Origin of the sequence: Megasphaera sueciensis, assembly GCF_050219315.1 — a bacterium.
Classification (GTDB): domain Bacteria; phylum Bacillota; class Negativicutes; order Veillonellales; family Megasphaeraceae; genus Megasphaera_A; species Megasphaera_A sueciensis.
This window is the reverse complement of the sequence record NZ_CP116939.1, coordinates 1428653-1450463: the sequence shown is the minus strand read 5'-3', so window position 1 is coordinate 1450463 and position 21811 is coordinate 1428653. Positions and strand designations below refer to the sequence as shown.

The following is a 21811-nucleotide window of genomic DNA, read 5'->3' as shown; positions in this document are numbered from 1 at the left end:
GTGAGTATGATGGATATATTGGAAGAGGCAAAAGAGGTATTGCAGGAAGAAGCAGCAGGTATTGAAAAACTGATTCCGAAGCTGGATCAGAGTTTTGTAAATGCTGTCAATATGATTATGGAATCCAGCGGGCGAGTTGTCGTAACTGGTATGGGGAAATCCGGGCATATAGCTCGTAAAGTATCGGCGACATTGTCCAGTACGGGGACCCCTTCTATTTGGCTTCATCCGGCTGAAGGGATTCATGGTGATTTGGGAATGGTAACCTCTGATGATATTATTCTCGCTTTTTCCAAGAGCGGCGAAACAACGGAGATAATCAATTTATTGCCGTCTTTGCGCCGCATCGGTGCAAAGATAATTTCCATTGTGGGCAATCATAATTCGACATTGGCAAAAAATTCTGATGTTATTTTAGATGCTTCGGTGGAAAAGGAAGCTTGTCCTTTAGGATTGGCACCGACGACAAGCACGACTGTATCTTTGGCTTTAGGGGATGCATTAGCCGTGGTGTTGCTGTCAAGGCATCATTTTACACCTGATCAATTCGCTGTATTTCATCCAGGAGGAGCTCTGGGACGAAAACTTTTGCTGACTGTAGAGAACGTGATGCATAAAGGTAATGATAATCCTGTTATTAGTGAAGATAGTACCGTGCAGGATGCGTTGTTCATGATGACAGAAAAAGGACTGGGAGCTGTTTCGGTTGTTGATGGAGAAGGTGTTCTTATTGGATTGGTTACGGATGGTGATGTGCGCCGGGGATTGGAAACGGGATCTAATTTTTTGAAATGGCCCGTTGAAGCTATGATGACGAAAAATCCGAGAGTTATTACTAATGATCAATTAGCAGCAGCGGCTTTGCATATTATGGAAAAAAATCAGCCGCGTCCTATTACGGTACTTCCTGTTGTGGATAAGGATAAAAAAGCAGTTGGCATGATTCATTTAACTGACTTGCTGCGTCGGGGAGTGGTATAATATGAAATATTTGACTCAAATTAAACTTTTGGCGCTGGATGTCGATGGGGTTTTGACTGATGGGATTATTTATTACGGACTGATGGGTGATTCCATGAAAGGATTTTCTGCGCATGATGGCATGGGTATTTCTTTGGCCCGTGCAGGTGGATTGAAAACTGCACTTATTACCGGAAGACGATCCCCCATGGTAGAACGGCGGGCTAGAGATTTGCATATTGACTATGTAGTACAAGATGCAGTGGATAAACTTGCAGAAATGCAGAAGCTTTGCAAAACGCAGGGATTTACGTTAGAAGAGGTATCTTACATGGGAGACGATTTAAATGACGTGGACCTTATTTCTCATGTTGGATTCGGTGCCGCTCCGAATGATGCTTGTGAAGAAGCAAAAAGGAACGCAGCTTTCGTTTCAGCTTATAATGGCGGACATGGCGCTTTGAGGGAACTTGTAGAATACATCCTCAAAGGACAAGATAAATGGACACATATCCTGCGGCAGTATAAATCAGGTCGGGTTGATATAAAACAATAGAGGAAAGGAGTACTGGCAGTGTCTAAAGAGTGGCAGTACATTACTGCGCGAAAAATAAGCAAAATAGTTTGCCATCTTTCCTATCCTACGATCGTGTCTCTGGGGAGAAAGATGGGTCCTGTTGTGGAAATAATTTTAAAAAAGCAACGAGAACGAGGTGTATTTCATATTATCCGCGGTCTGGGATGTGGAGAAACAGAAGCACGTCGTATTATAACGGAACTATTTCGAAATTTGGGACAATCGCTGTTGGAAATTCTGTATACTCCCAAATTAACAAGGGAAAATATCTCTCAATATGTTACGATTGATCATCCTGAACGCATTGAGCAAGCCTTACAGGAAAATAAAGGAGTTATTGTATTAACTGGACATGTTGGCAATTGGGAATGGATGGGGGCAGCATTAGCTTTATATGGATATCCGGCTACGACTATCGTAAAGCGCCAGCCGAATGATCAGGTTACGCGATTTCTAAATGAAAACCGCGAAATGATGGGATTAGAAGTTTTTGCCCGCGGCGGCAACGAAATGATTGGGGCAGCCAGAGCGTTAAAACGTAAAAAAATATTAGGTTTTTTAGCAGATCAAGACGGTGGATTCCGCGGTGTTCCTCAAGTGTTTTTGGGAAAAATGTCATCTACCCCGGTAGGACCGGCTATGTTTGCTAGAAAATTTCGTTCACCTATTATACCTGTTTTTGCTGTTCACGGCGATAATCATCGCAACCAGCTCATAGTGGGGAAAATTATTTATTATGAAGATACAGGAAATACAGAGGCAGATATAACCCGCTTAACGAGAAAATTAGCGGTATTGACAGAAACGTTCATTAAAGATCATCCAACCGAATGGTTATGGTTCCAACATCGTTGGAGCACAGCACCGGAGGAAATCATTGCATTGCAGAAAAAAACGGAGGAATATGGCAATGATGATGCACAAACTTAAAAATAATAAAATAACGATAGGTGTTTGCATTATTATTGTTCTGTTCGCTGGAGTACTATATTGGATTTTAAGTAGTCAGGACCAGGAAGATAGTGAACAAAAAAAGAATGATAATTTAGTTGAATTCGAAGGCTCAACGCTAGAAGAAAAAAAAGATGGCAAGCTTATTTGGAGTTTAACTGCCGATAAAATTCAAGTGGATCCAGATACTAAAATAATATATGTCACACACCCTCATATTATTATTGCGGATGTAGATGGAGAAGAAATAAAAATAGAAGCACCTATGGGTATAGTTGACAGAAATAAGCAAGCGTTGCAAGTAAAACCTCCGATTAAGGCAACGACGGATAATGGCAGTACGTTGCAGACGGATGGCAGTGTGTATTATAATATGGATACACGGTTAATCAAGGGTGGTAACGTGTATATGCAGAAGGCAGACGGCACCACATTAAGCGGGGATGCTTTTGAAACAGATGCCGCTTTAAACAAAGTAACATTGACAGGGCACGCGAAGGTAACTAAGGGAGAATAGTAATATGAGCAGACAACCAATAACATGTAAAGTCATAACAGTTTTATTGTTGGGAGCAATGATGATACCAGTTGCAGGGACTATTGCTGCCGATGATGAAAATCCAGCAGTTTCCGTTACAGCAGACAAACTTTCTTATGATGGGAAAAACTATGTGGCAACGGCGACAGGAAATGTGGTAATTGTGCGGGATCAGGCTACCATGACCGGTGATCAGGCGGTTTACAACTTAAAGTCAGCAGAAGCAGATATGGAAGGGCATGTTGCGGTAGAACAACCTAATATGCATATGACTTCCGATAAAATGCATTCAGTCAATAAAAATTACGTTGTTGCTACGGGTAATGTGAATGGTGTGTATGAAGATAAAAAGCTGCGCGGCGATAAAGTCGAATATCATTTGGATCAGGATTATGGTATTATAACAGGTAACGGTTATTTACAGGCACAGGGAGCGGAATTGTGGGCAGATACGATTCAGGGCTGGTTTAAACAAATTAAGGCAGTCGGAACCGGCAGTGTTCATATTGAATCCCCCGCAGATAACTTAATTGCATATGGGGATCGAGCAATATATACACAAACACCGAATCAAAATGATGGTGTTATTCATATGCTTGGAAATGTGCGGGCAAATCAAAATGGGAACTCGTTGACAGGGGATAATGTTGAAATCCATTTGGCGGATAATTCCGTACAAACGATGAGTCGTTCTACGGTAGTGCTTGTTCCGGGGAATGAATGAGAATAAGGGGGAATTATGTTCATTCAAACGAAGCAACTTGTAAAAACATATAAAGAACGTAATGTAGTAGATGGAGTTAGCCTTCATGTTGATAAAGGGGAGATTGTCGGACTACTGGGACCTAATGGAGCTGGAAAAACAACAACCTTTTACATGATAGTTGGAATAGAACGTCCTACTTCGGGAAATATTTATATAGATGGCAATGATATTACCCAGCTGCCCGTTCATCGCCGGGCGAATTACGGTATAGGGTATTTACCTCAGGAAGCCTCTATTTTTCGTAAATTAACAGTAGAAGATAATTTGCTGGCTATGTTGGAAACAACAAAATTGAGTAAAAAAGAACAAAAAAACAAAGCAGAGGCTTTGATGGAAGAATTTACCATTACAAAATTACGTAATCGTTTGGGTATCCAATTATCAGGTGGCGAACGGCGGCGTGTGGAAATTGCCCGCTGTCTGGTCATGGATCCGGCATTTATTTTGTTAGATGAACCGTTTGCCGGAATCGACCCATTGGCAGTAAATGATATTCAGAGTATAATTCAGCACTTGAAAAATCGTGGTATGGGTGTTCTTATTACGGATCACAATGTTCGCGAAACCTTGAGTATTGTTGATAAAGCATATATTTTGAATGAAGGGAAAATCCTTCTTGAAGGAGATCCGGACACTGTTGCTAACGATCCTGTAGCCAAAAAATTCTATTTGGGCGAAGAATTTACAATGTAATCGATATGGAGAAATGAATGCGAATATTAGATAAATATATTTTAAAAGAATTTATTGGCCCTTTTTTATTTGGTGTATGTGCGTTTACAAGTGTTTTTGTAGGCACGGGTACATTATATCGTATTGCGAATTTGATTAATGAATTTGGAGCCTCGGCTTGGACTGCGTTTCGTGTGCTGGTATTAGCGATGCCTTCTATTATAGTCTTGACATTTCCAATGTCTGTATTGTTAGGGGCATTATTAGCATTTGGCCGTCTCTCCGGTTCCAGTGAAATGATTGTCATGCGCTCAGGCGGACAGAATTTTTTGCGATTAGCTATGCCTGTTTTTATTGCGGCTTTTGTTATTTCTTTGGGTACGACAGCCTTTAATGAATTTGTCGTACCGCAAGCTAATAATGCGTATAACAGAATAATAAATGAAGAAGTAAAACATAGTGCGGCACCAAAAACACAAGACCACATTGTTATTAAAGATGTGCACGGATCGGATATTGCCAGTTTGATGTATGCTCGTCAGTTTGACGGGGACACGAAGGAACTTAAAAATATTACGCTGCAGGAATTTGAGAACGATGTTCTTACAAGAGTAGAAAATGCAGAGTATGCCGTTTGGGATGGTTCTAAGTGGGTTATGAAAGATGGGATTATTTATGATTTGTCAGTTAAGGGTGAAATAGAACGGACCATGCATTTTAAAAGTCAGGCAATGCCGATTAACCAGACACCTAAAAAAATAGGAGAATCCCAGCGTAAACCTGAAGAAATGACAATTCGAGAATTACGGGAACAAATTCGTATATTGGATGAGAATTCGGTAGATACAAATAAAATGAAGGTAGAAATGTATAATCGATTTGCATTGCCTCTGGCTAGTTTGGTGTGCGCTATCATAGGAGCCCCATTAGGTTTGCAAAAACAGCGCGGTAGTTCTTCTATTGGCTTTGGAGTCAGCGTTATTGTTATTTTTATTTACTATTCGATCATGACATTGAGTAATGCCTTAGGCAACAGCGGAAAGCTTACCCCATTTTTAGGAGCATTTCTGCCCAATATCCTTTGTGGTATTACAGGCATTATTTTGGTATATCGAGCATCCAAATAAATGGTTAGTGGTTAGTTTTCCGTGTTTTGGCTGGAATACTGATTGCTAACCATTTATAGTATATAAATAATATAAATTAGTAAAAAATACGAATAATAATGACAGATATAGGTATAATGGTATATTATAATAGTTATATTAGGTAAATAACTGTGTTGAAAGGAGGGGCGCATATGGAATATGGCTGGATTATGCTGTTTATACTGGCGATTATGGGTGGGATTATTGCATATATAGGCGATAAAATAGGCTCACGCGTAGGTAAACGAAAGATCGTTTTATTTGGTTTGCGCCCTAAATATACATCTATATTAGTTACTATTTTAACTGGCATCAGTATTGCAGCGGTTACACTGGGAGTGATGTCTGTATTATCTGAAAATGTACGGATTGCGCTGTTTGGGATGCATCAGTTGCAGTTGCAAAAAGCAGAATTGGAAGTGCAGCGGGATAAATTACTGAAACAAGCGGAAGATTTGGGCAATGAAATGCATGATAAAAATGAATTGCTGGCTTCTAATGAAGAGTTGCTGCGAAAACAAGAGGCACAACTCGACGAATCAAATAAGAAACTACGGTTTACTATGTTAGATTTACAACAAGTACAAGCAGCAAGAAATGATATCAGTAATCAATTAGCTCTTGCCCAAGTGGCGTATGATCAAGCTATTTCTCAGAAACAGGGAGAAATTGATAATTTAGAGTCAGTAAAGAGTGATTTAAATCAAACAAATTCAGCTTTGAAAAAAGCAAATACGTCATTAGAAAATCGCAATCAAATGTTGAATGCAATTATGCAGAATGTTCGTGAAGGGCAGGTGCTGTTCCGTGTGGGGGAAGTATTATCTACGTCTATATTGGAATCAGGACTGGATCAAGCGAAGACTCGGGAAGAGTTGAGTGATTTTATGAGTCAAACGAATACGTATATACGTCAGCATTTGGGTATAAAAGATGAAAATGCTATTGTTTTATATATTTCGCAGGAAGAATTTGATGCTACTGTGAAGCAGCTTGCCCAAGCACCACCTGGTAAAAAACTTATCCGTCTTACAGCGGCGGGAAATATTATCTTAGGTGAACCTGCCTTGGTCCATGTTGAAGTCTATGATAATAATCTGATATACCACAAAGGATATGTCGTATATTCCGAAACGATTAGACATAATGAAATGGCCGGAAATATTGAACTTCAAGTTGTCCGTTTTCTTCATAATGTCAATATGCAGGCACAAGCTAATGGGGTACTCCCAGATCCTTTGACGGGAAAAGTCGGAGCATTGACAGGTATAGAAATGTTTGATACTATTTCAAAGATTAAGTCCTACGGAGATGCGGATATCGTCTTAGAAGCTGTGACAACACATGATATTTATCCTGCTGGCCCGCTGAGTATTAATATAGTAGCCAGTCCGGCATTGTAAATGAAGGAAGGTAAAAAATGATAGTTGCGATTGATCCGGGGTCTGATAAGACAGGGGTTGCTGTTTTGCAGGAAGATGGCAAATTGGTTGAAAAAAGAATAGTTATGACAGGAGATTTTCCTACTTGTTTAAATGAGATATATTCTCGCTTTACTATTACTCATATTGTGATGGGAAATGGCACATATCATAAATCATTGCAGCCTGTTGTAGAAAATTGGATACGGCAGCAGCAAACTCCTATTTTGTTTGTTCTGGTGAATGAAGCGTATACGACAGTGGAAGGAAGAAAATTATATTGGCAATATACACCACGGCATGGCTGGCGGCGTTTTGTGCCTTTGTCTTTTCAATATCCGCCGGAACCCGTAGATGATTTTGTAGCATGGATTATAGGACTGCGATATATTGACACGTTGGGAGGAAAATAATGATTAAACGGTTACCGCGGCTTGTAGGTCTTGTTTTTGGTTCATTGATATATACTATCGGATTAGATGTTTTTCTAGTACCTAATCAGGTTATTGATGGAGGTGTTGTCGGTTTGTCGCTTATGGCAGCTCACGTTACCGGCATCAGTTTCAGTATTTTTATTGTACTTTTGAATATACCGTTTTTTGTTATTGGATATAAGCATATAGGTGCCTATTTTACAGGATTTTCTTTGTTCTCTGTATTATGGCTGGCCATATGGAATCAAGTAATTCATTTTCATCCGCTGACCTATGATCCTTTTTTGTCCACTGTATTCGGCGGTATTATTATTGGCCTTGGTGTAGGACTTATTATCCGCTGGGGAGGATCCTTGGATGGGACGGAAATATTGGCCATTATTGCAGATCGAAAGTCTCCTTTTTCCGTAGGCGAGATTATTATGTTCTTTAATTTTTTCATTTTAGGTTGTTCGGGATTTGTTTTTTCTTGGGACAGTGCGATGTATTCTTTAGTGGCATATTTTATTGCTTATAAAATGATTGATATTGTGACGAATGGTCTTGACGAATCGAAAGGATTGCTCATTGTTACGGGAAAGCACGATGAAGTAGCGCATTGTATTACCCATGAATTAGGAAGAGCCGTTACGCTGCTTAACGGGGAAGGCGCATATAAACGAGAAAAAACAAAAATTTTATATGCGGTTGTTTCTCGTTTGGAAATCATGAAGTTACGCAATGCTGTCAGTGATGTTGATCCGGATGCTTTTATTTCTATCTTTGACATTCGGGAAGCTCACGGCGGATTGTTTAAACACAGAAAAACACATTGATCATTGCTGTTTCAGATGTTGACATTATTGGTAGATTTGCTATCATATATACTAAGTTTTATTTATATATAAATATGGTAGGTACATCCTATTTGATGTACGCTTTACCCTAAATTTGGGATAATTCCCTTGCAGGAGGAAATAATAATGGCACAATTGAATTTTAATATTGAAGATGTATGTGGTACTTTATCAGAAAATAAAGATGGCTGGCGTAAAGAACTAACCTTTATCAGTTGGAACAATCGTGCACCGAAGTTTGATTTGAGATCATGGGATCCCGATTATCAGGCCATGACGAAAGGAATTACTATGACCAAAGAAGAGGTTATGAAATTGAAAGACGTTTTAAATGAAATGGATTTTGATAAATATTAAAGGCGTATTGCATATGCTTTCGGGAGTTCGAATAGGAAATATCTTCGAAAGCATATTTTTTTATGAAGGGGTATTCTTATCATCTTTTGATTATATTTTTTCCTATACTTGCCAAACATCTTAAAACATTATATAATTTGTTGTACGTACTATTAGTACTTGGTCATAATTCAAAGGATGATATAATATGGTTCGTATAGCAAGGGAAAAACGGCATACGCTGTTAAAAAAACGAATAGAAGAAAATCCTTTTATCAACGATGAAGAACTGGCTGAGGAATTTTCGGTCAGTATAGCTACGATACGTTTGGATCGGATGGCCTTGGGTATACCGGAATTACGTATACGCATTAAGCAGCGTGCACAGGCATCTTTGCCGCAGCACCATTTAGTGCAGGTTGTGGGAGAATTGGTGGATTGTATTGTGGGTAAAAGCGCACTTTCCATTTTAACTGCAACAGAAGATATGGTTGACTCGGCACATATTGTCCAATCTCAATTTTTATATGCGCAAGCCAATTCATTGACCAGAGCCGTACTTAATTTACCCGTGTGTATAACAACTGTTGGCAATATCAAATATAAACAACCTGTGACCGTAGGCGATAAATTGGTTGCAAAAGCGGAAGTCATAAGGCAGCGGGATCAGAAATATTATGTATGGGTAACGATTCGAAAAAAAGCGAAGGAAGTATTCCGAGCAAAATTCATCATGGAATCATTGGAATAATGGAGTGGTAATAATGAAAATAGCGGTAGATGCTATGGGCGGTGATTACGCACCGGAGGAGATCGTTCTGGGTGCCATTGACGCTGTTAAGACATATAAGTATGATGTAGTCCTTGTAGGTAATCAAGATAGAATTAGAGAAGTTATGGCACAATACGGAGCAACAGAGAACGATCGACTGACTATTGTTCAAGCCAGTCAGGTTATCGAAATGGGAGAACATCCGGCACAAGCTATTCGCAAAAAAAAGGATGCATCCATTGTGGTGGCGACTAAACTGGTTAAACAAGGAGCATGTGATGCTGTAGTAGCACCTGGCAGTACAGGAGCAGCTGTTACGGCGGCTCTTTTAGGTCTGGGACGTATTCCGGGAATAGAACGTCCCAGCATTGCAACGCCAATTCCTTCCAAAGAAGGAATTACGGTGTTGCTTGATTCCGGAGCGAATGCCAATAGTAAACCGAAGCATCTGGTAGAAGGTGCTATTATGGGATACCATTATGCAAAATATATTTTAGGTATTTCTAATCCTACCGTAGGCCTTCTTAATATCGGGGAAGAAGATTCCAAGGGAAATGAGGTGGCCCAGGCTACATACCCATTGCTGGAGAAATTGAAAACAATTTCCTTCTATGGAAATGTGGAAGGCCGTGATATACCAGAAGGAACGGTTGATGTTGTTGTTTGCGACGGTTTTGTTGGAAATGTAATCTTGAAATTTGGCGAAGGAATGGCGTTATTTATTATTCGCTTGGTCAAGGATACGATAAAAGAAAGCGGATTCGTTGCTAAATTGGGTGCTTTGGCGGTATTACCGGTTTTAAAGGCGCTGAAAAAACGACTGGATTACACGGAATACGGCGGCGCACCGCTTTTAGGTGTCAACGGAAGTTTTATTATTTGTCATGGCAGCTCCAAGGCCAAAGCTATTAAAAATGCAATTCGCGTGGCTGGAGAGTTAGTAGAACAGGATGTTGTCGGGCATATTCGCAGCAGCATGGAGGAAGAAAGGGTTGAAGAATATGGGAATGAAAGTTAGTCAAGCAGGCTTTCTGGGAACAGGACATTGTGTTCCGGATCAAGTATGGACTAATAAAGATTTAGAAAAAATGATGGATACATCCGATGAGTGGATACGTACTCGTACGGGAATTGCACAGCGATATGTTGCACCTAAGGGCGTCAATACCTCTGATTTGGCAACGGGAGCAGCTCGAAAAGCATTGGAAATGGCTTGTGTTAGTGCGAAAGACTTAGATCTGATTATTGTTTGTACATTGACACCCGATAGATCTCTTCCGGCTACTGCTTGTAAAGTGCAGGCAAATTTAGGGGCGGTAAATGTACCCGCGTTTGATTTAAATGCTGCTTGTTCGGGATTTGTGTATGCTTCTATCATTGCCAAGCAGTTTATTGAAACAGGATTATATAAAAATATTTTAGTTGTTGGGGCAGAAGTTTTAACACGCGTTATTAATTGGCATGATCGCGGTTCCTGTGTTTTGTTTGGAGACGGTGCCGGCGCGGCGGTTATCGGCCGGGTTGATGACGGGTATGGCATGTTTGGTACCGATATGGGGGCACAGGGGGAAGGCGGACAATATTTAACGATTCCCTCCAGTGGAGTAGAAATGCCGCGAACGGATGAAACCATTAAAAATGAATTAGCATTTGCTCAAATGGATGGCAAAGAAGTGTATAAATTTGCTGTTCATGCTATGCCGGGTGCTGCTGCAAAAGTAATGAAATTATCTGGTTGGACGAGTGATGAAGTGGCGATGCTGATTCCGCATCAGGCCAATCTCCGCATTATAGAATCAGCGTCCAAACGTCTTCATATTCCTATGAACAAAATTTTTGTCAATATTCAAAATTATGCAAATACGTCAGGAGCATCTATTCCGATCGCAATGGACGAAGCGAATCGGGCAGGACTTCTTCATCGCGGTGATAAAGTCGTTTTAGCTGGTTTTGGTGCGGGTCTTACATGGGCGGGCTTGGCCATGAAGTGGTTTTGATAATGAGGTGATATGATGAAGAAAGCATTTATTTTTCCGGGCCAGGGCTCGCAAAAAGTAGGTATGGTAAAGGATCTTTATGAAGCATATCCGGTAGTAAAGCATCTTTTTGAAGAAGCGGATGATGCACTTGGCTTTTCACTTACGAAGTTATGTTTTAATGGACCGGATGAAGATTTGATGATGACCTGCAACACCCAGCCGGCGATTTTGACAGCGAGTACAGCATGTGCCCGCGTATTAAAACAAGAAGGATGGGAACCTGATATTGTAGCCGGTCATAGTTTGGGAGAATATTCGGCTCTTGTTGCATCGGGTGCATTGCGGTTTGCCGATGCTGTTTGTACCGTACGCCAGCGTGGACAGTTCATGCAGGAAGCGGTTCCCTTGGGAGAGGGAAGCATGGCAGCTATATTAGGGCTTGAAGATAATAAGATTAAGGAAATTTGTCAAACGGTATCAAATAAAGTCGGGCCGGTACAAGCAGTAAATTTTAATTGTCCGGGACAAATTGTTATTGCCGGGGCAGCAAAGGCCGTTGAAACAGCAGTTGACAAATTAAAAGCGGCAGGTGCTAAACGTGCGATTCTGCTCCATGTCAGTGCTCCGTTCCATAGTACATTAATGGAACCTGCTGCGAAACGACTGGCAGCCGTTCTTGATACTATCCATATTGCCGATGCAGAAATTCCTGTTGTTGCTAATGTGAACGGAGCCGTAGAAACAGCGGCAGAAGATATAAAAGAAGCGCTGGTCAAACAGGCGGCTAGTCCGGTATTGTGGATTGATTGTGTTCATACTATGGTTCAGTCTGGGGCCGATATATTTGTTGAAGTGGGGCCAGGCAAAGTTCTGAGTGGGTTTAACCGAAAAATTAATAAGGCAATTCAAAGCGAAAATGTAGAAGATATATCATCCTTAAAGAAAACACTTGAATTTTTTCAGGGGGTTCGATAAAATGCTTTTAACAGGGAAAACAGCTATTGTGACAGGTGGTTCTCGTGGTATTGGACGGGCGGTTTCATTAGCGTTCGCTCGTGAAGGAGCTAATGTGATTGTTGTTTATGCTGGAAATACAACAGCTGCAAAAGAAACACTGCAAATGATTGAAAACGAGCAAGGCAAGGCTGTGAGCATACAATGTGATGTTTCCGATAGTGCTGCTGTGGATGCCATGGTAAAACAAGCAAAGGAAATATTTGGATCTATAGATATTCTGGTCAATAATGCGGGGATTACACGTGATAATCTTATTATGCGTATGAAAGAAGAAGATTGGAAACAAGTTTTAGATACGAATCTTACCGGAGTGTATCATTGTACAAAATCTGTATCTAAAATTATGATAAAGCAAAGACAGGGGTCTATTGTAAATTTGACGTCTGTTGTTGGGATTACCGGCAATGCCGGACAGGCTAATTATGCGGCAGCCAAGGCCGGGATTATCGGTTTTACAAAATCGATAGCTAAAGAGTTGGCATCGAGAAATATCCGGGTGAATGCAATTGCTCCTGGATGCATAGATACCGATATGACGGCTGTTCTTGATGATTCTGTAAAAGAAGATATGATAAAAACAATTCCGCTGGGACGTGTGGCTGAGCCTGAAGAAGTGGCAAAAGCCGTATTATTTCTAGCGTCAGATTGTGCCAGTTATATTACCGGTCAAGTTTTACAAGTTGATGGCGGCATGGTAATGTAAGTATATATGGATCATTGAAAGGGGGTGAATGGAAATGAGTGAAGAAGCTACTTTTGAAAAGGTTAAAGGCATCGTTGTCGAACAGCTGGGTGTTGACGAAAAAGAAGTCAAGATGGAAGCTGCTTACATTGATGATTTGGGCGCGGATTCCTTAGATATTGTTGAACTTATCATGGCTTTCGAAGAAGAATTCAATATCGAAATCCCTGATGATGTCGCAGAAAAGATCAAAACCGTTAAGGATACGGTTGATTATATCGAAAAGGAAAAGAAAGCCTAAGCATGCAATAATGGCCGTAAGGGGGAAGGTAAAGCTTCCCCTTTGATGGCATCTTGAATGGAGGAAAACATATTGAAGCTGCCAGAATTAAAGATAGGTAAGCTTGTGGCAAGGATACCAATTATACAAGGCGGAATGGCTATTCGTTTATCTACCGCCAGACTAGCCGCTGCTGTAGCCAATGAAGGCGGTATAGGTCTCATAGCGGCATCCGGTATGCCTTTTGATGAATTACGATATGAAATACGTCTGGCTAAAAAGCTAGCTCCCAATGGAATCATTGGAATAAATGCAATGGTAGCGGCCCGAGAATTTAAGGGGCTTGTTACTACCTCAATTGAAGAAGGAATCGATCTAGTGGTAGCAGGAGCAGGCTTTTCCCGCGACATGTTTAGTTGGGGCAAAGAATCAGGTACGCCTATTGTTCCGATTGTGTCTTCTGCAAAACTAGCTAAAATATCTCAATCCCTGGGTGCTGCCGCTGTTGTAGTTGAAGGAGCGGAAGCAGGCGGGCATTTGGGAACAAACCGTTCGAGCCGGCTCATTGTACCGGAAGTGCGTGCGGCTGTTGATATTCCCGTTATCGGTGCGGGAGGAGTGCTTCATGGTGAAGATATCGCAGCAATGTTTAAACTGGGAGCCAACGGTGTTCAAATGGGAAGCCGTTTTGCTGCTAGTGTGGAATCTAACGGCTCAGAAGAATTGAAAAAAGTGTATCTTCGTGCTAATAATCCAGAGGATTTTGTTTTGATACACAGTCCTGTAGGACTTCCCGGACAGGCAATCCGTACTCCTTTTTCGGAACGGATCCTGTTAGGAACCGCGCAGAAGCCAATAAAGTGTGACTGCTGTTTAAAAAAATGCAGCCATAAATATTGTATTATTCGGGCACTTACGCGGGCACAGCAGGGGGATATAGAAACAGGCCTTGTCTTTTCCGGTCGGCGTATGCAGGAAATACATGATATTTTATCGGTCAAAGAGATATTTGCATACCTTAAGCGAGAATTGGATGCAATTCCCGATTAAATTTTAATTAATGAGGTGAATACTTTGGAAAAACGTGCAGTAATTACAGGCTTGGGCGTTATTTCTCCAGTCGGTAATGGCAAAGATACATTTTGGAATGCTTTGATTACCGGACAGAACGGAATCGCGCCCATCACTCACTTTGATGCAACGGAATACTCCGCACGAATTGCCGGCGAAGTAAAAAATTTTGACCCGGCTGATTATGATATTGACAGGAAAGAAGCCCGGCATATGGATATTTCTACACAATATGCTGTTGCGGCGGCTAAACTGGCTCTGGATGATTCCGGTATTAATTTAGAGCAAGAAAATCGAGATCGCATTGGGACTATGGTAGGTACAGGTATCGGCGGAATGGAAACTTTACACAATCTTTATAAAGGATTGTTTGAAAAAGGCCCGTCTCGTGTTAATCCTTTTGTGGTTCCTAAAATGATTGCTAACATGGCAGCTGGTCAAGTATCTATCGTTTTTGGACTTCATGGTCATTGTGCCAGTATGGCGACCGCTTGTGCCACTGGTACCAACTCTATTGGTGATGCATACCGTATGATTCAGCGCGGTGAACTTGATGCAGTTGTAGCCGGTGGTACGGAAGCTACGGTTTCCCCAGGTGCTGTCGCTGGGTTTGCGGCAATGAAGGCTCTTAGCACACGGAATGATGATCCTGAACATGCATCTCGACCTTTTGATAAAGACCGTGATGGATTTGTAATAGGTGAAGGTGCCGGTATTGTTATTTTAGAAGAATTAGACCATGCCCTTAAACGCGGTGCTCATATCTATTGCGAAGTTGGTGGTTATGGCAGTAATGCGGACGCATATCATATTACGGCACCTGCTCCCGAAGGCATTTATCAAGCTAAATGCATGCAGCTAGCGGTTGATGATGCGGGTATCAAGCCGGAAGACGTAAATTATGTCAACGCCCATGGTACTTCTACCTATTTGAATGATCTTAATGAATCGTTGGCGATAGCTAAAGTGTTTGGCGAACATGTCAAAGATATGTTTGTTAGTTCGACAAAATCCATGACCGGTCATTTGCTGGGAGCTGCCGGTGCCATTGAAGCAATTGCCTGTGCAATGACGATTGAACAAGGAAAGGTCCATCCTACCATTAATTGTAAGGAACCGGAAGACGAACTAAAAGTATTAGGATTGAATTATGTACAAGGAAATAAAGCAATAGATGCCGATATCAATGTAGCGATATCCAACTCTTTTGGTTTTGGCGGCCATAATGCAACGTTGTTATTTAAAAAATATTCGGAAAATTAACTGAGAAGACTGATGGCTGATGAAAAAAGATCGTAAAGAACAATTAAAAAAATTTACTCAAGTCATGGAAATATCTTTCCATGACTTGAATCTTCTAGATAGAGCGTTAACGCATTCTTCCTATGCTAATGAAAATAAAAACAAACATGTGCAGCATAACGAACGTTTAGAATTCTTAGGGGATGCTATTTTAGATTTGGTGGTAGGAGAATATTTATTTAAAACATATCCGGAAATGCCGGAGGGAGAATTATCCAAAGCACGGGCCAGTGTAGTTAGTGAATCACCGTTAGCTGTTTGTTGTGCCGGATTTCATGTGGGCGATTATATACTTTTGGGAAACGGAGAACTTGCTTCCGGAGGCAGATCGCGTGCCAGTATTTTAGCGGATGCTTTTGAAGCTGTGGTTGGAGCTATTTATATTGATTCATCGTATGAAGCGGCTAGAAATTTTATTTTATATCAACTGCGTACTTTTCTGGCACTTGTTGAAAGTGGTCATTATGGCAAAGATTATAAAACGGTGTTTCAGGAATTTATTCAGCGAGATGGCGAACAAAAAATTGATTATGAATTATGCCGGGAAGAGGGGCCAGATCATGATAAAACTTTTTATATGGAAGTTATTGTCAATGGAAAGGCTCTGGGTGAAGGCTCCGGTAAAACAAAAAAAGATGCGGAACAACAGGCTGCTCATAAAGCACTGGAAAAATTGCACGCATTATATTAAGGGACTGATGCTATGGCATCAGTCTTTTTTTGGAGGCTATTATGAAAACATCAATTATTCCCATTTTTATTCCGCATATTGGCTGTTTGCATCGATGCGTGTTTTGCAATCAATGGCGCATTACCGGACATCATGGTATTCCAAGCGCAGGGGATGTTACTTCTCTTATACAGAACTACACTAAACATGTTCAGGAAGAGCGTCATTGGGAGGTTGCCTTTTACGGAGGAAGCTTTACCGCTATACCGGTAGAAATGCAGGAAAGATTGCTTAAACCAGCCCGTCAAGCCTTATTAAGCGGGACTATTGATGGTATTCGATGTTCTACACGCCCTGATTGTATTACTCTTGATATTTTGGACAGATTGCGCTTTTATGGTATGTCCATTGTAGAGTTAGGTGTACAATCTATGGATGATACGGTACTTGAATTTTCTAAAAGAGGGCATACGGCTGAACAAGTTTTAAAGGCAACACAGCTGTTGAAGGAGTGTGGTTTCACCGTTGGACATCAACTTATGCCGGGATTGCCCGGTGAGGACTGGTGTAGTTTAAAAGAAACGACATTAAAAATCTGTGCAGTAAAACCAGATATAGCACGTATTTATCCCGTGGCAGTTATCGAAAATACAGAACTCGCCCACATGTATCGGCAAGGGACGTATACCCCGCTATCTATTCATGAAGGGGTGTGCCGTGCTGCATATATGAAGCAGGCTTTTATAGAAAATGGCATTTCTTGCATCCGTACGGGACTGCAGGCGACCAAAGATCTTGATGACGATACACAAGTACTGGCAGGGGCATATGCGCCTGCTATGGGTGAAATGGTGGATACAAAACGATATCAGATACAGTTATTTAACTTATTGGATAAACTTTCCGGAGTATCTGTTGTAATATCCTATCATAGGCGTGATACTTCGCGGATTATAGGGTATCACAATGTGACGCGGAAACGGGCGGCCTGCAAATATAAGCAGCATATAAGATGGTGTGAAAAGCAGGGGATACAACCAGGAAATATCATTGTTCAAACACCTTTACGGACCTATAGATTGGATATGAACGCGAATCAAGTGTATGCAGTATAAAAATCAGCAAAAAAAACTCTCCGTACGGCGATTGTATATGCCAATGATACGAAGAGTTTTTTATTGATACATTTTTTTTATTCTGCTGCATCGTCATGAAAATCTACAAGGTGGTGTTTTTGAATCATTTTTTCCAACTCTCCAGACTCTTTGAGTTGTTTAATTACTTTATTTATTTCGGCTAAAAGTTCATTGTTATCCTTACGAACAGCAATACCGTAATCTTGCGGTGCAAATTTTTCTGGCAGAAGCATTAAATCGGGTTTGCCTTCCATGTGACTGTTTAAAATGGAGGAATCTGTACTGTACGCTGCAGCACGTCCGGATGTCATAGCGGATAGTGCTTCCGGATCTGTCGGAAATTCGGTATATTTAAGTTTAATACCGTATTTTTTGGCCCATTCTTCACAACCTTGACGACTGGTAGTTCCTTGCTGTACGGCAATGGTTTTACCATCTAATTCTTTAGCAGAAGTGATACCGCTGTCTTTTTTTACTAAGAAACCAACGGGATCGCGATAGTAAATATCTGAAAAATCCCAAGATTTTTTGCGTTCTTCATTTACTGTATAGGTAGCGATGACAAAATCGACTTGATCACTATCCAAAACAGGACCGCGGGCTTTTGCTGTTACCGTTGTAAATTCTATCTTAGTTTCATCACCTAAAATATCTTTGGCAATGGCTTTTGCGACGTCTGCATCAATACCGGTAATCGTACCATCTGATTCTTTATAACCAAAGCCTTTAACGGTATCCCCTATACCGACTTTGACAACCCCTCGATCTTTGATGCGTTGTACTCCGGCAATTTGTTTTTTTCCAGCAGCATCTTTTGCAGCTGTATCTTTGCTGTCTGTATCACCGCACCCTGCGGCTAATAATCCAAATAGTGTTAAACCAATTGCACCTATTGCGAAGCTTTTGTTCCATGTTGACATAAGTAATCCCTCCTCGTGTTTCTGCTATATATTCCCTCTTATATAGAGAACAGCATGTAAAGTAGTATAATAAAAAAAGGCACTTATGGTTTTTGACATAAGCGCCTTTGCTTTAAAACATAATATTTTAATGGATATATGCTCGCATTTGTTTATATTTCCAACGGGCTAGTGAAGATAACGTATAGTTTAATACGAAATAAATCAAAGCAACGCAGGCAAAAATTGTAAATAGCTGTCCCGTCGCACTGTATTTGCCAATAAGTATCATGCCTCGTCCTGTAAGCTCTTCCGTACCGACAGCCCATACATAAGAAGAATCTTTGATAATAGTAGTAAATTCAGACATCATAGGCGGGATGATATTTCGGAAGGATTGAGGCAATACAATAAAACGTAATACTTGAAAGCGTGTCATTCCTTGTGAGTAGGCAGCCTCAAATTGGCCGCCGGGAATTGCATTTAAACCACCTCTCACCACTTCTGACATAGTTGCGGCAGTAAATATGGACATAGCGGCAATCCCGGAAATAACAGGGGGGAGAGGCGTCATAAAACGTACTACAAGGACAAGAAGCAAGAATGGCAGATTGCGCATGATATCTATATAAATTCCTGCCAGTGTAGAGATAACAGGCAGTTTTAGATAACGACAAACGCCAAGAATGGTACCTCCGATAACGCTGAAAATAATAGAAAAAAATCCGATTTCAAGGGTTACCTTGAATCCTTGAAGCAAAAACATGATGTTTGCTGTTTGAAATACATCAGATATCATAATCCTCCCACCTCTGCTTTCTTTTCCAGCTGTTGAACCCATTTAGTCAGTGGAAAACAGAGTATCCAATAGATAACACCGGTAACTAAATAAGCTGGACCGTAATACATGTTAGCACCAGCCCACGAATCCGCAGTGTACATTAAGTCACCACCGGCAATCATAGCAAGAACGGATGTGTTTTTGATAATTCCGATGCTTTGATTGCCCAGGGCGGGAAGAATTGTTCTTTTGGCTTGTGGCAATATAATATACCACATAATTTTCCAATATCCAAAGCCTTGAGACATACCGGATTCCATTTGTCCTTTTGGTACGGCGTTAATGCCGGAACGGAAGATTTCAGACATATATGCGCCAGAGTAAATACCGACACCAAGAATGCCGATAGCGATGACAGGCAGCATAATATGTAAATGCGGCAACGCATGGTATAGAAAAATAGCTTGTATGACCAATGGGGTATTTTGGAAAAATTCGACATATACTCGATCAACGCAGCGTACCCATTTTTTGGGGAATACTCCGGCAATCCCAAAAATGATACCTAATATGAGCGAGAGAAGCAATGCTAATACAGCAACTTCCAATGTCGTCATCAAGCCTTCGATGAACAATTCACGATCATCGAGTAAGGCTATCCATTTAAAACCGGCAAAAATTTCTGCCATTAGTTCTTAAGCTTCCATTTCGTTAAAAGTTGGTCCATTTCGCCGGATTTTTTCATTTCTTTGAGGACCTGATCAATATAGTCGCAAAGTTCCTTGTTATCTTTTTTTGTAGCTATGCCATATTCTTGGGGAGCAAAGCTATCGGGTAAAATGACAGTTTGATCATCGACATACCCGTGAAGATTAGATTGATCCATGGCATAAGCGGCAGCACGGCCAGACATAAGAGCCGCTTTGCATTCTGTATATGTCGGAAATTCGGCGAACTTAACATCAATACCATCTTTTTTGGCGGCTTCGCTGACTGCTTTGCGTGTAGTAGCACCTTGCGGTACCGCAATCGTTTTACCATCTAAATCTTTTAAAGATTGTATATTATCTGATTTTTTTACTAAGAGACCAACTGGATCAGTATAATAAGGTTCCGTGAAATTGTATTGTTTTTTACGTTCTTCGTTAATAGTATACGTAGCACAAATCATGTCCAGTTCGCCGCTATCAAGCAAAGGTCCGCGGGTTTTGGCGGTGACGGGCGTAAACTCTATTTTGTTTTCATCTCCGAATATTTTTTTAGAAACAGCTTTTGCCAAATCAATTTCAAATCCTTCGATTTTTCCTGTTTCCGGATTTTTGAATCCAAATAAAGGTACATCAATTTTACAGCCTACCTTTAATACACCACGATCCTTTATTTTTTGGATAGCTTGGCCGCTATCGGTTTTTGCGGCAGTTTCCTTTTTGTCTGATTCACCGCATCCGGCAGCTAATGCACCGAAGGCAATCAATGCAGACAGGACTAATACTGTAAGTTTTTTTTCTGATGCTTTCATGAATGATTCCTCCTCTTAATAATCATAAGAAAGTATTGAATATTAATGAATAATTTTACTCAAAAATTGTTTGGCCCGATCATTTTCCGGATGAGTAAAGAAATGTTCAGGAGTACCTGTTTCCAGTACTTGCCCATCAGCCATAAAAATGACCCGATCGGCAACTTGACGAGCGAATCCCATTTCATGAGTGACACAAACCATAGTAATGCCTGTATGGGCTAACTCTACCATGACGTCTAATACTTCTTGAATCATTTCAGGATCAAGTGCCGATGTGGGTTCATCAAAAAGCATGATTTTAGGATGCATATTTAATGCTCTGGCTATAGCAACACGTTGCTGTTGTCCACCGGATAACTGACCAGGGTAGGCGGTTGCTTTGTCAGCCAGACCGACACGATCTAAAAATTCCATGCCGGATTTTTCTGCAATATCCCTTTTTATGCCTTGAACCATGACAGGAGCAATAGAAAGATTTTCTAATACAGTCATATGGGGATACAGGTTAAATTGTTGGAATACCATGGCGGCTTCTTGTCTGATTTTTTTTAGTTTGGCATGCGGTTCCATCAGATCTTCACCGTCGACAATCACTCTGCCGCTGTCGGGGCGTCCCAGCATATTGATGCAGCGGATCATCGTACTTTTTCCGGAGCCGCTGGGACCGAGAACCACGACTTTCTCGCCGGTTTTTACATGGATATTGACATCTTTGAGAACATGATTTGTGCCAAAAAATTTATTAACTTCAGTCAAGGTGATCATAAAATATTCCCCTTCCTATGGACAGATATAAAAATAGCGCTTTACATAATATCAACTTACTAAGTCGATACGCTATAAAGCGTCATTGCTTCTGTCGTTCATTTTTATTAATGTTAACATTGATATTAAACCAAAAAGTTAAATATGTCAATATTTTTTCGTAAACATTTTTATATAGTATGATAATTATCTTTATATATTTAATATTCAAAGCAATTAATTAAAAAGAATGACAGCTATTGTATTTTATACTTGCTAACATGAAAATATAGAATTCTTATTTTCAATTTAGATTT

General features: G+C 40.6%; 26 protein-coding genes. 21 read left to right on the top strand and 5 right to left on the bottom strand.

Annotation, left to right across the window (positions count from 1 at the left end; translation table 11 throughout):
* The first annotated feature begins 9 nt into the window (after positions 1 to 9).
* The 21 genes from NXG62_RS06970 (at position 10) to NXG62_RS06870 (ending at position 17527) form a co-directional block, all read left to right on the top strand.
* A complete protein-coding gene (locus tag NXG62_RS06970; RefSeq protein ID WP_427114253.1) occupies positions 10 to 981 on the top strand; it encodes a KpsF/GutQ family sugar-phosphate isomerase in 972 nt (323 codons plus the stop codon).
* 1 nt (position 982) lies between these two features.
* Positions 983 to 1516: a KdsC family phosphatase gene (locus NXG62_RS06965; RefSeq protein ID WP_427114213.1), complete on the top strand. Its 534-nt coding sequence runs from the start codon at positions 983 to 985 to the stop codon at positions 1514 to 1516.
* Between the two features lie 18 nt (positions 1517 to 1534).
* On the top strand, positions 1535 to 2467 hold the full coding sequence (locus NXG62_RS06960) for a lysophospholipid acyltransferase family protein (RefSeq protein WP_427114212.1): 933 nt from the start codon (positions 1535 to 1537) through the stop codon (positions 2465 to 2467).
* Positions 2448 to 3005 carry an LPS export ABC transporter periplasmic protein LptC gene (gene lptC / locus NXG62_RS06955; protein WP_322351556.1) on the top strand — a complete coding sequence of 186 codons (558 nt, stop codon included), beginning with the start codon at positions 2448 to 2450 and terminating at the stop codon, positions 3003 to 3005. Before NXG62_RS06960 ends, lptC begins: the two co-directional genes overlap by 20 nt.
* A gap of 4 nt (positions 3006 to 3009) precedes the next feature.
* Positions 3010 to 3750, top strand: a complete 741-nt coding sequence (locus NXG62_RS06950; protein ID WP_427114211.1) for an LptA/OstA family protein — start codon at positions 3010 to 3012, stop codon at positions 3748 to 3750.
* Between the two features lie 15 nt (positions 3751 to 3765).
* Positions 3766 to 4485 carry an LPS export ABC transporter ATP-binding protein gene (gene lptB, locus NXG62_RS06945; protein ID WP_427114210.1) on the top strand — a complete coding sequence of 240 codons (720 nt, stop codon included), beginning with the start codon at positions 3766 to 3768 and terminating at the stop codon, positions 4483 to 4485.
* A gap of 17 nt (positions 4486 to 4502) precedes the next feature.
* Positions 4503 to 5591 carry an LptF/LptG family permease gene (locus NXG62_RS06940; RefSeq protein WP_427114209.1) on the top strand — a complete coding sequence of 363 codons (1089 nt, stop codon included), beginning with the start codon at positions 4503 to 4505 and terminating at the stop codon, positions 5589 to 5591.
* Positions 5592 to 5764: 173 nt separating this feature from the next.
* Positions 5765 to 7015, top strand: coding sequence for a DUF3084 domain-containing protein (locus NXG62_RS06935; protein ID WP_322351555.1), 1251 nt, complete (start codon positions 5765 to 5767; stop codon positions 7013 to 7015).
* Between the two features lie 17 nt (positions 7016 to 7032).
* Complete coding sequence (locus NXG62_RS06930) at positions 7033 to 7446, top strand: hypothetical protein (RefSeq protein WP_427114208.1); 414 nt, start codon at positions 7033 to 7035, stop codon at positions 7444 to 7446.
* Positions 7446 to 8282 carry a YitT family protein gene (locus NXG62_RS06925; protein ID WP_427114207.1) on the top strand — a complete coding sequence of 279 codons (837 nt, stop codon included), beginning with the start codon at positions 7446 to 7448 and terminating at the stop codon, positions 8280 to 8282. Before NXG62_RS06930 ends, NXG62_RS06925 begins: the two co-directional genes overlap by 1 nt.
* Before the next feature lie 147 nt (positions 8283 to 8429).
* Entirely contained in the window at positions 8430 to 8660 is a 231-nt protein-coding gene (locus NXG62_RS06920; protein ID WP_427114206.1) for a YdbC family protein, read from the top strand.
* A gap of 187 nt (positions 8661 to 8847) precedes the next feature.
* On the top strand, positions 8848 to 9390 hold the full coding sequence (fapR, locus tag NXG62_RS06915) for a transcription factor FapR (RefSeq protein ID WP_091648754.1): 543 nt from the start codon (positions 8848 to 8850) through the stop codon (positions 9388 to 9390).
* 13 nt (positions 9391 to 9403) lie between these two features.
* Positions 9404 to 10429 carry a phosphate acyltransferase PlsX gene (gene plsX / locus NXG62_RS06910; RefSeq protein ID WP_427114205.1) on the top strand — a complete coding sequence of 342 codons (1026 nt, stop codon included), beginning with the start codon at positions 9404 to 9406 and terminating at the stop codon, positions 10427 to 10429.
* Entirely contained in the window at positions 10413 to 11408 is a 996-nt protein-coding gene (locus NXG62_RS06905; protein WP_427114252.1) for a beta-ketoacyl-ACP synthase III, read from the top strand. The genes plsX and NXG62_RS06905 overlap by 17 nt, the downstream gene beginning before the upstream one ends.
* 15 nt (positions 11409 to 11423) lie before the next feature.
* Positions 11424 to 12365, top strand: coding sequence for an ACP S-malonyltransferase (gene fabD, locus NXG62_RS06900; RefSeq protein WP_427114250.1), 942 nt, complete (start codon positions 11424 to 11426; stop codon positions 12363 to 12365).
* 1 nt (position 12366) lies between these two features.
* On the top strand, positions 12367 to 13110 hold the full coding sequence (gene fabG, locus NXG62_RS06895) for a 3-oxoacyl-[acyl-carrier-protein] reductase (protein ID WP_427114204.1): 744 nt from the start codon (positions 12367 to 12369) through the stop codon (positions 13108 to 13110).
* 34 nt (positions 13111 to 13144) lie between these two features.
* Entirely contained in the window at positions 13145 to 13390 is a 246-nt protein-coding gene (locus tag NXG62_RS06890; RefSeq protein WP_091648765.1) for an acyl carrier protein, read from the top strand.
* A 72-nt stretch (positions 13391 to 13462) separates the two neighbouring features.
* A complete protein-coding gene (locus NXG62_RS06885) occupies positions 13463 to 14419 on the top strand; it encodes an NAD(P)H-dependent flavin oxidoreductase (protein ID WP_427114203.1) in 957 nt (318 codons plus the stop codon).
* Between the two features lie 24 nt (positions 14420 to 14443).
* The gene (fabF, locus tag NXG62_RS06880) at positions 14444 to 15703 is read left to right on the top strand and encodes a beta-ketoacyl-ACP synthase II (RefSeq protein WP_427114202.1); all 1260 of its coding nucleotides are present in this window, start codon (positions 14444 to 14446) and stop codon (positions 15701 to 15703) included.
* A gap of 19 nt (positions 15704 to 15722) precedes the next feature.
* On the top strand, positions 15723 to 16433 hold the full coding sequence (gene rnc, locus NXG62_RS06875; RefSeq protein ID WP_427114201.1) for a ribonuclease III: 711 nt from the start codon (positions 15723 to 15725) through the stop codon (positions 16431 to 16433).
* A gap of 41 nt (positions 16434 to 16474) precedes the next feature.
* Positions 16475 to 17527, top strand: coding sequence for an elongator complex protein 3 (locus NXG62_RS06870; protein WP_427114200.1), 1053 nt, complete (start codon positions 16475 to 16477; stop codon positions 17525 to 17527).
* A gap of 77 nt (positions 17528 to 17604) precedes the next feature.
* Here NXG62_RS06870 and NXG62_RS06865 read toward each other — a convergent pair whose 3' ends face one another.
* From NXG62_RS06865 to NXG62_RS06845, 5 genes are all read right to left on the bottom strand, one after another.
* Positions 17605 to 18468, bottom strand: a complete 864-nt coding sequence (locus NXG62_RS06865) for a transporter substrate-binding domain-containing protein (protein ID WP_427114199.1) — start codon at positions 18466 to 18468, stop codon at positions 17605 to 17607.
* A 127-nt stretch (positions 18469 to 18595) separates the two neighbouring features.
* Positions 18596 to 19246: an amino acid ABC transporter permease gene (locus NXG62_RS06860; protein ID WP_427114198.1), complete on the bottom strand. Its 651-nt coding sequence runs from the start codon at positions 19244 to 19246 to the stop codon at positions 18596 to 18598.
* Entirely contained in the window at positions 19243 to 19917 is a 675-nt protein-coding gene (locus NXG62_RS06855; RefSeq protein ID WP_427114197.1) for an amino acid ABC transporter permease, read from the bottom strand. Before NXG62_RS06855 ends, NXG62_RS06860 begins: the two co-directional genes overlap by 4 nt.
* Positions 19917 to 20747 (bottom strand): transporter substrate-binding domain-containing protein, encoded by an 831-nt coding sequence (locus NXG62_RS06850; RefSeq protein WP_427114196.1) that lies wholly within the window; start codon positions 20745 to 20747, stop codon positions 19917 to 19919. The genes NXG62_RS06855 and NXG62_RS06850 overlap by 1 nt, the downstream gene beginning before the upstream one ends.
* 42 nt (positions 20748 to 20789) lie before the next feature.
* A complete protein-coding gene (locus tag NXG62_RS06845) occupies positions 20790 to 21515 on the bottom strand; it encodes an amino acid ABC transporter ATP-binding protein (RefSeq protein ID WP_091648785.1) in 726 nt (241 codons plus the stop codon).
* Positions 21516 to 21811 lie beyond the last annotated feature (296 nt).

Bases quoted from the DNA above. Each gene is read 5' to 3' on its own strand.
- NXG62_RS06870 (WP_427114200.1), top strand. From the start codon at position 16,475: ATGAAAACATCAATTATTCCCATTTTTATTCCGCATATTGGCTGTTTG.
- NXG62_RS06925 (WP_427114207.1), top strand. From the start codon at position 7,446: ATGATTAAACGGTTACCGCGGCTTGTAGGTCTTGTTTTTGGTTCATTG.
- NXG62_RS06930 (WP_427114208.1), top strand. From the start codon at position 7,033: ATGATAGTTGCGATTGATCCGGGGTCTGATAAGACAGGGGTTGCTGTT.
- NXG62_RS06935 (WP_322351555.1), top strand. From the start codon at position 5,765: ATGGAATATGGCTGGATTATGCTGTTTATACTGGCGATTATGGGTGGG.
- NXG62_RS06845 (WP_091648785.1), bottom strand. From the start codon at position 21,515: ATGATCACCTTGACTGAAGTTAATAAATTTTTTGGCACAAATCATGTT.
- fabD (WP_427114250.1), top strand. From the start codon at position 11,424: ATGAAGAAAGCATTTATTTTTCCGGGCCAGGGCTCGCAAAAAGTAGGT.
- NXG62_RS06855 (WP_427114197.1), bottom strand. From the start codon at position 19,917: ATGGCAGAAATTTTTGCCGGTTTTAAATGGATAGCCTTACTCGATGAT.
- fabG (WP_427114204.1), top strand. From the start codon at position 12,367: ATGCTTTTAACAGGGAAAACAGCTATTGTGACAGGTGGTTCTCGTGGT.
- NXG62_RS06860 (WP_427114198.1), bottom strand. From the start codon at position 19,246: ATGATATCTGATGTATTTCAAACAGCAAACATCATGTTTTTGCTTCAA.
- rnc (WP_427114201.1), top strand. From the start codon at position 15,723: ATGAAAAAAGATCGTAAAGAACAATTAAAAAAATTTACTCAAGTCATG.
- NXG62_RS06905 (WP_427114252.1), top strand. From the start codon at position 10,413: ATGGGAATGAAAGTTAGTCAAGCAGGCTTTCTGGGAACAGGACATTGT.
- lptC (WP_322351556.1), top strand. From the start codon at position 2,448: ATGATGATGCACAAACTTAAAAATAATAAAATAACGATAGGTGTTTGC.
- fapR (WP_091648754.1), top strand. From the start codon at position 8,848: ATGGTTCGTATAGCAAGGGAAAAACGGCATACGCTGTTAAAAAAACGA.
- NXG62_RS06920 (WP_427114206.1), top strand. From the start codon at position 8,430: ATGGCACAATTGAATTTTAATATTGAAGATGTATGTGGTACTTTATCA.
- NXG62_RS06970 (WP_427114253.1), top strand. From the start codon at position 10: ATGGATATATTGGAAGAGGCAAAAGAGGTATTGCAGGAAGAAGCAGCA.
- NXG62_RS06890 (WP_091648765.1), top strand. From the start codon at position 13,145: ATGAGTGAAGAAGCTACTTTTGAAAAGGTTAAAGGCATCGTTGTCGAA.
- NXG62_RS06950 (WP_427114211.1), top strand. From the start codon at position 3,010: ATGAGCAGACAACCAATAACATGTAAAGTCATAACAGTTTTATTGTTG.
- NXG62_RS06940 (WP_427114209.1), top strand. From the start codon at position 4,503: ATGCGAATATTAGATAAATATATTTTAAAAGAATTTATTGGCCCTTTT.
- plsX (WP_427114205.1), top strand. From the start codon at position 9,404: ATGAAAATAGCGGTAGATGCTATGGGCGGTGATTACGCACCGGAGGAG.
- NXG62_RS06865 (WP_427114199.1), bottom strand. From the start codon at position 18,468: ATGTCAACATGGAACAAAAGCTTCGCAATAGGTGCAATTGGTTTAACA.
- NXG62_RS06965 (WP_427114213.1), top strand. From the start codon at position 983: ATGAAATATTTGACTCAAATTAAACTTTTGGCGCTGGATGTCGATGGG.
- lptB (WP_427114210.1), top strand. From the start codon at position 3,766: ATGTTCATTCAAACGAAGCAACTTGTAAAAACATATAAAGAACGTAAT.
- NXG62_RS06850 (WP_427114196.1), bottom strand. From the start codon at position 20,747: ATGAAAGCATCAGAAAAAAAACTTACAGTATTAGTCCTGTCTGCATTG.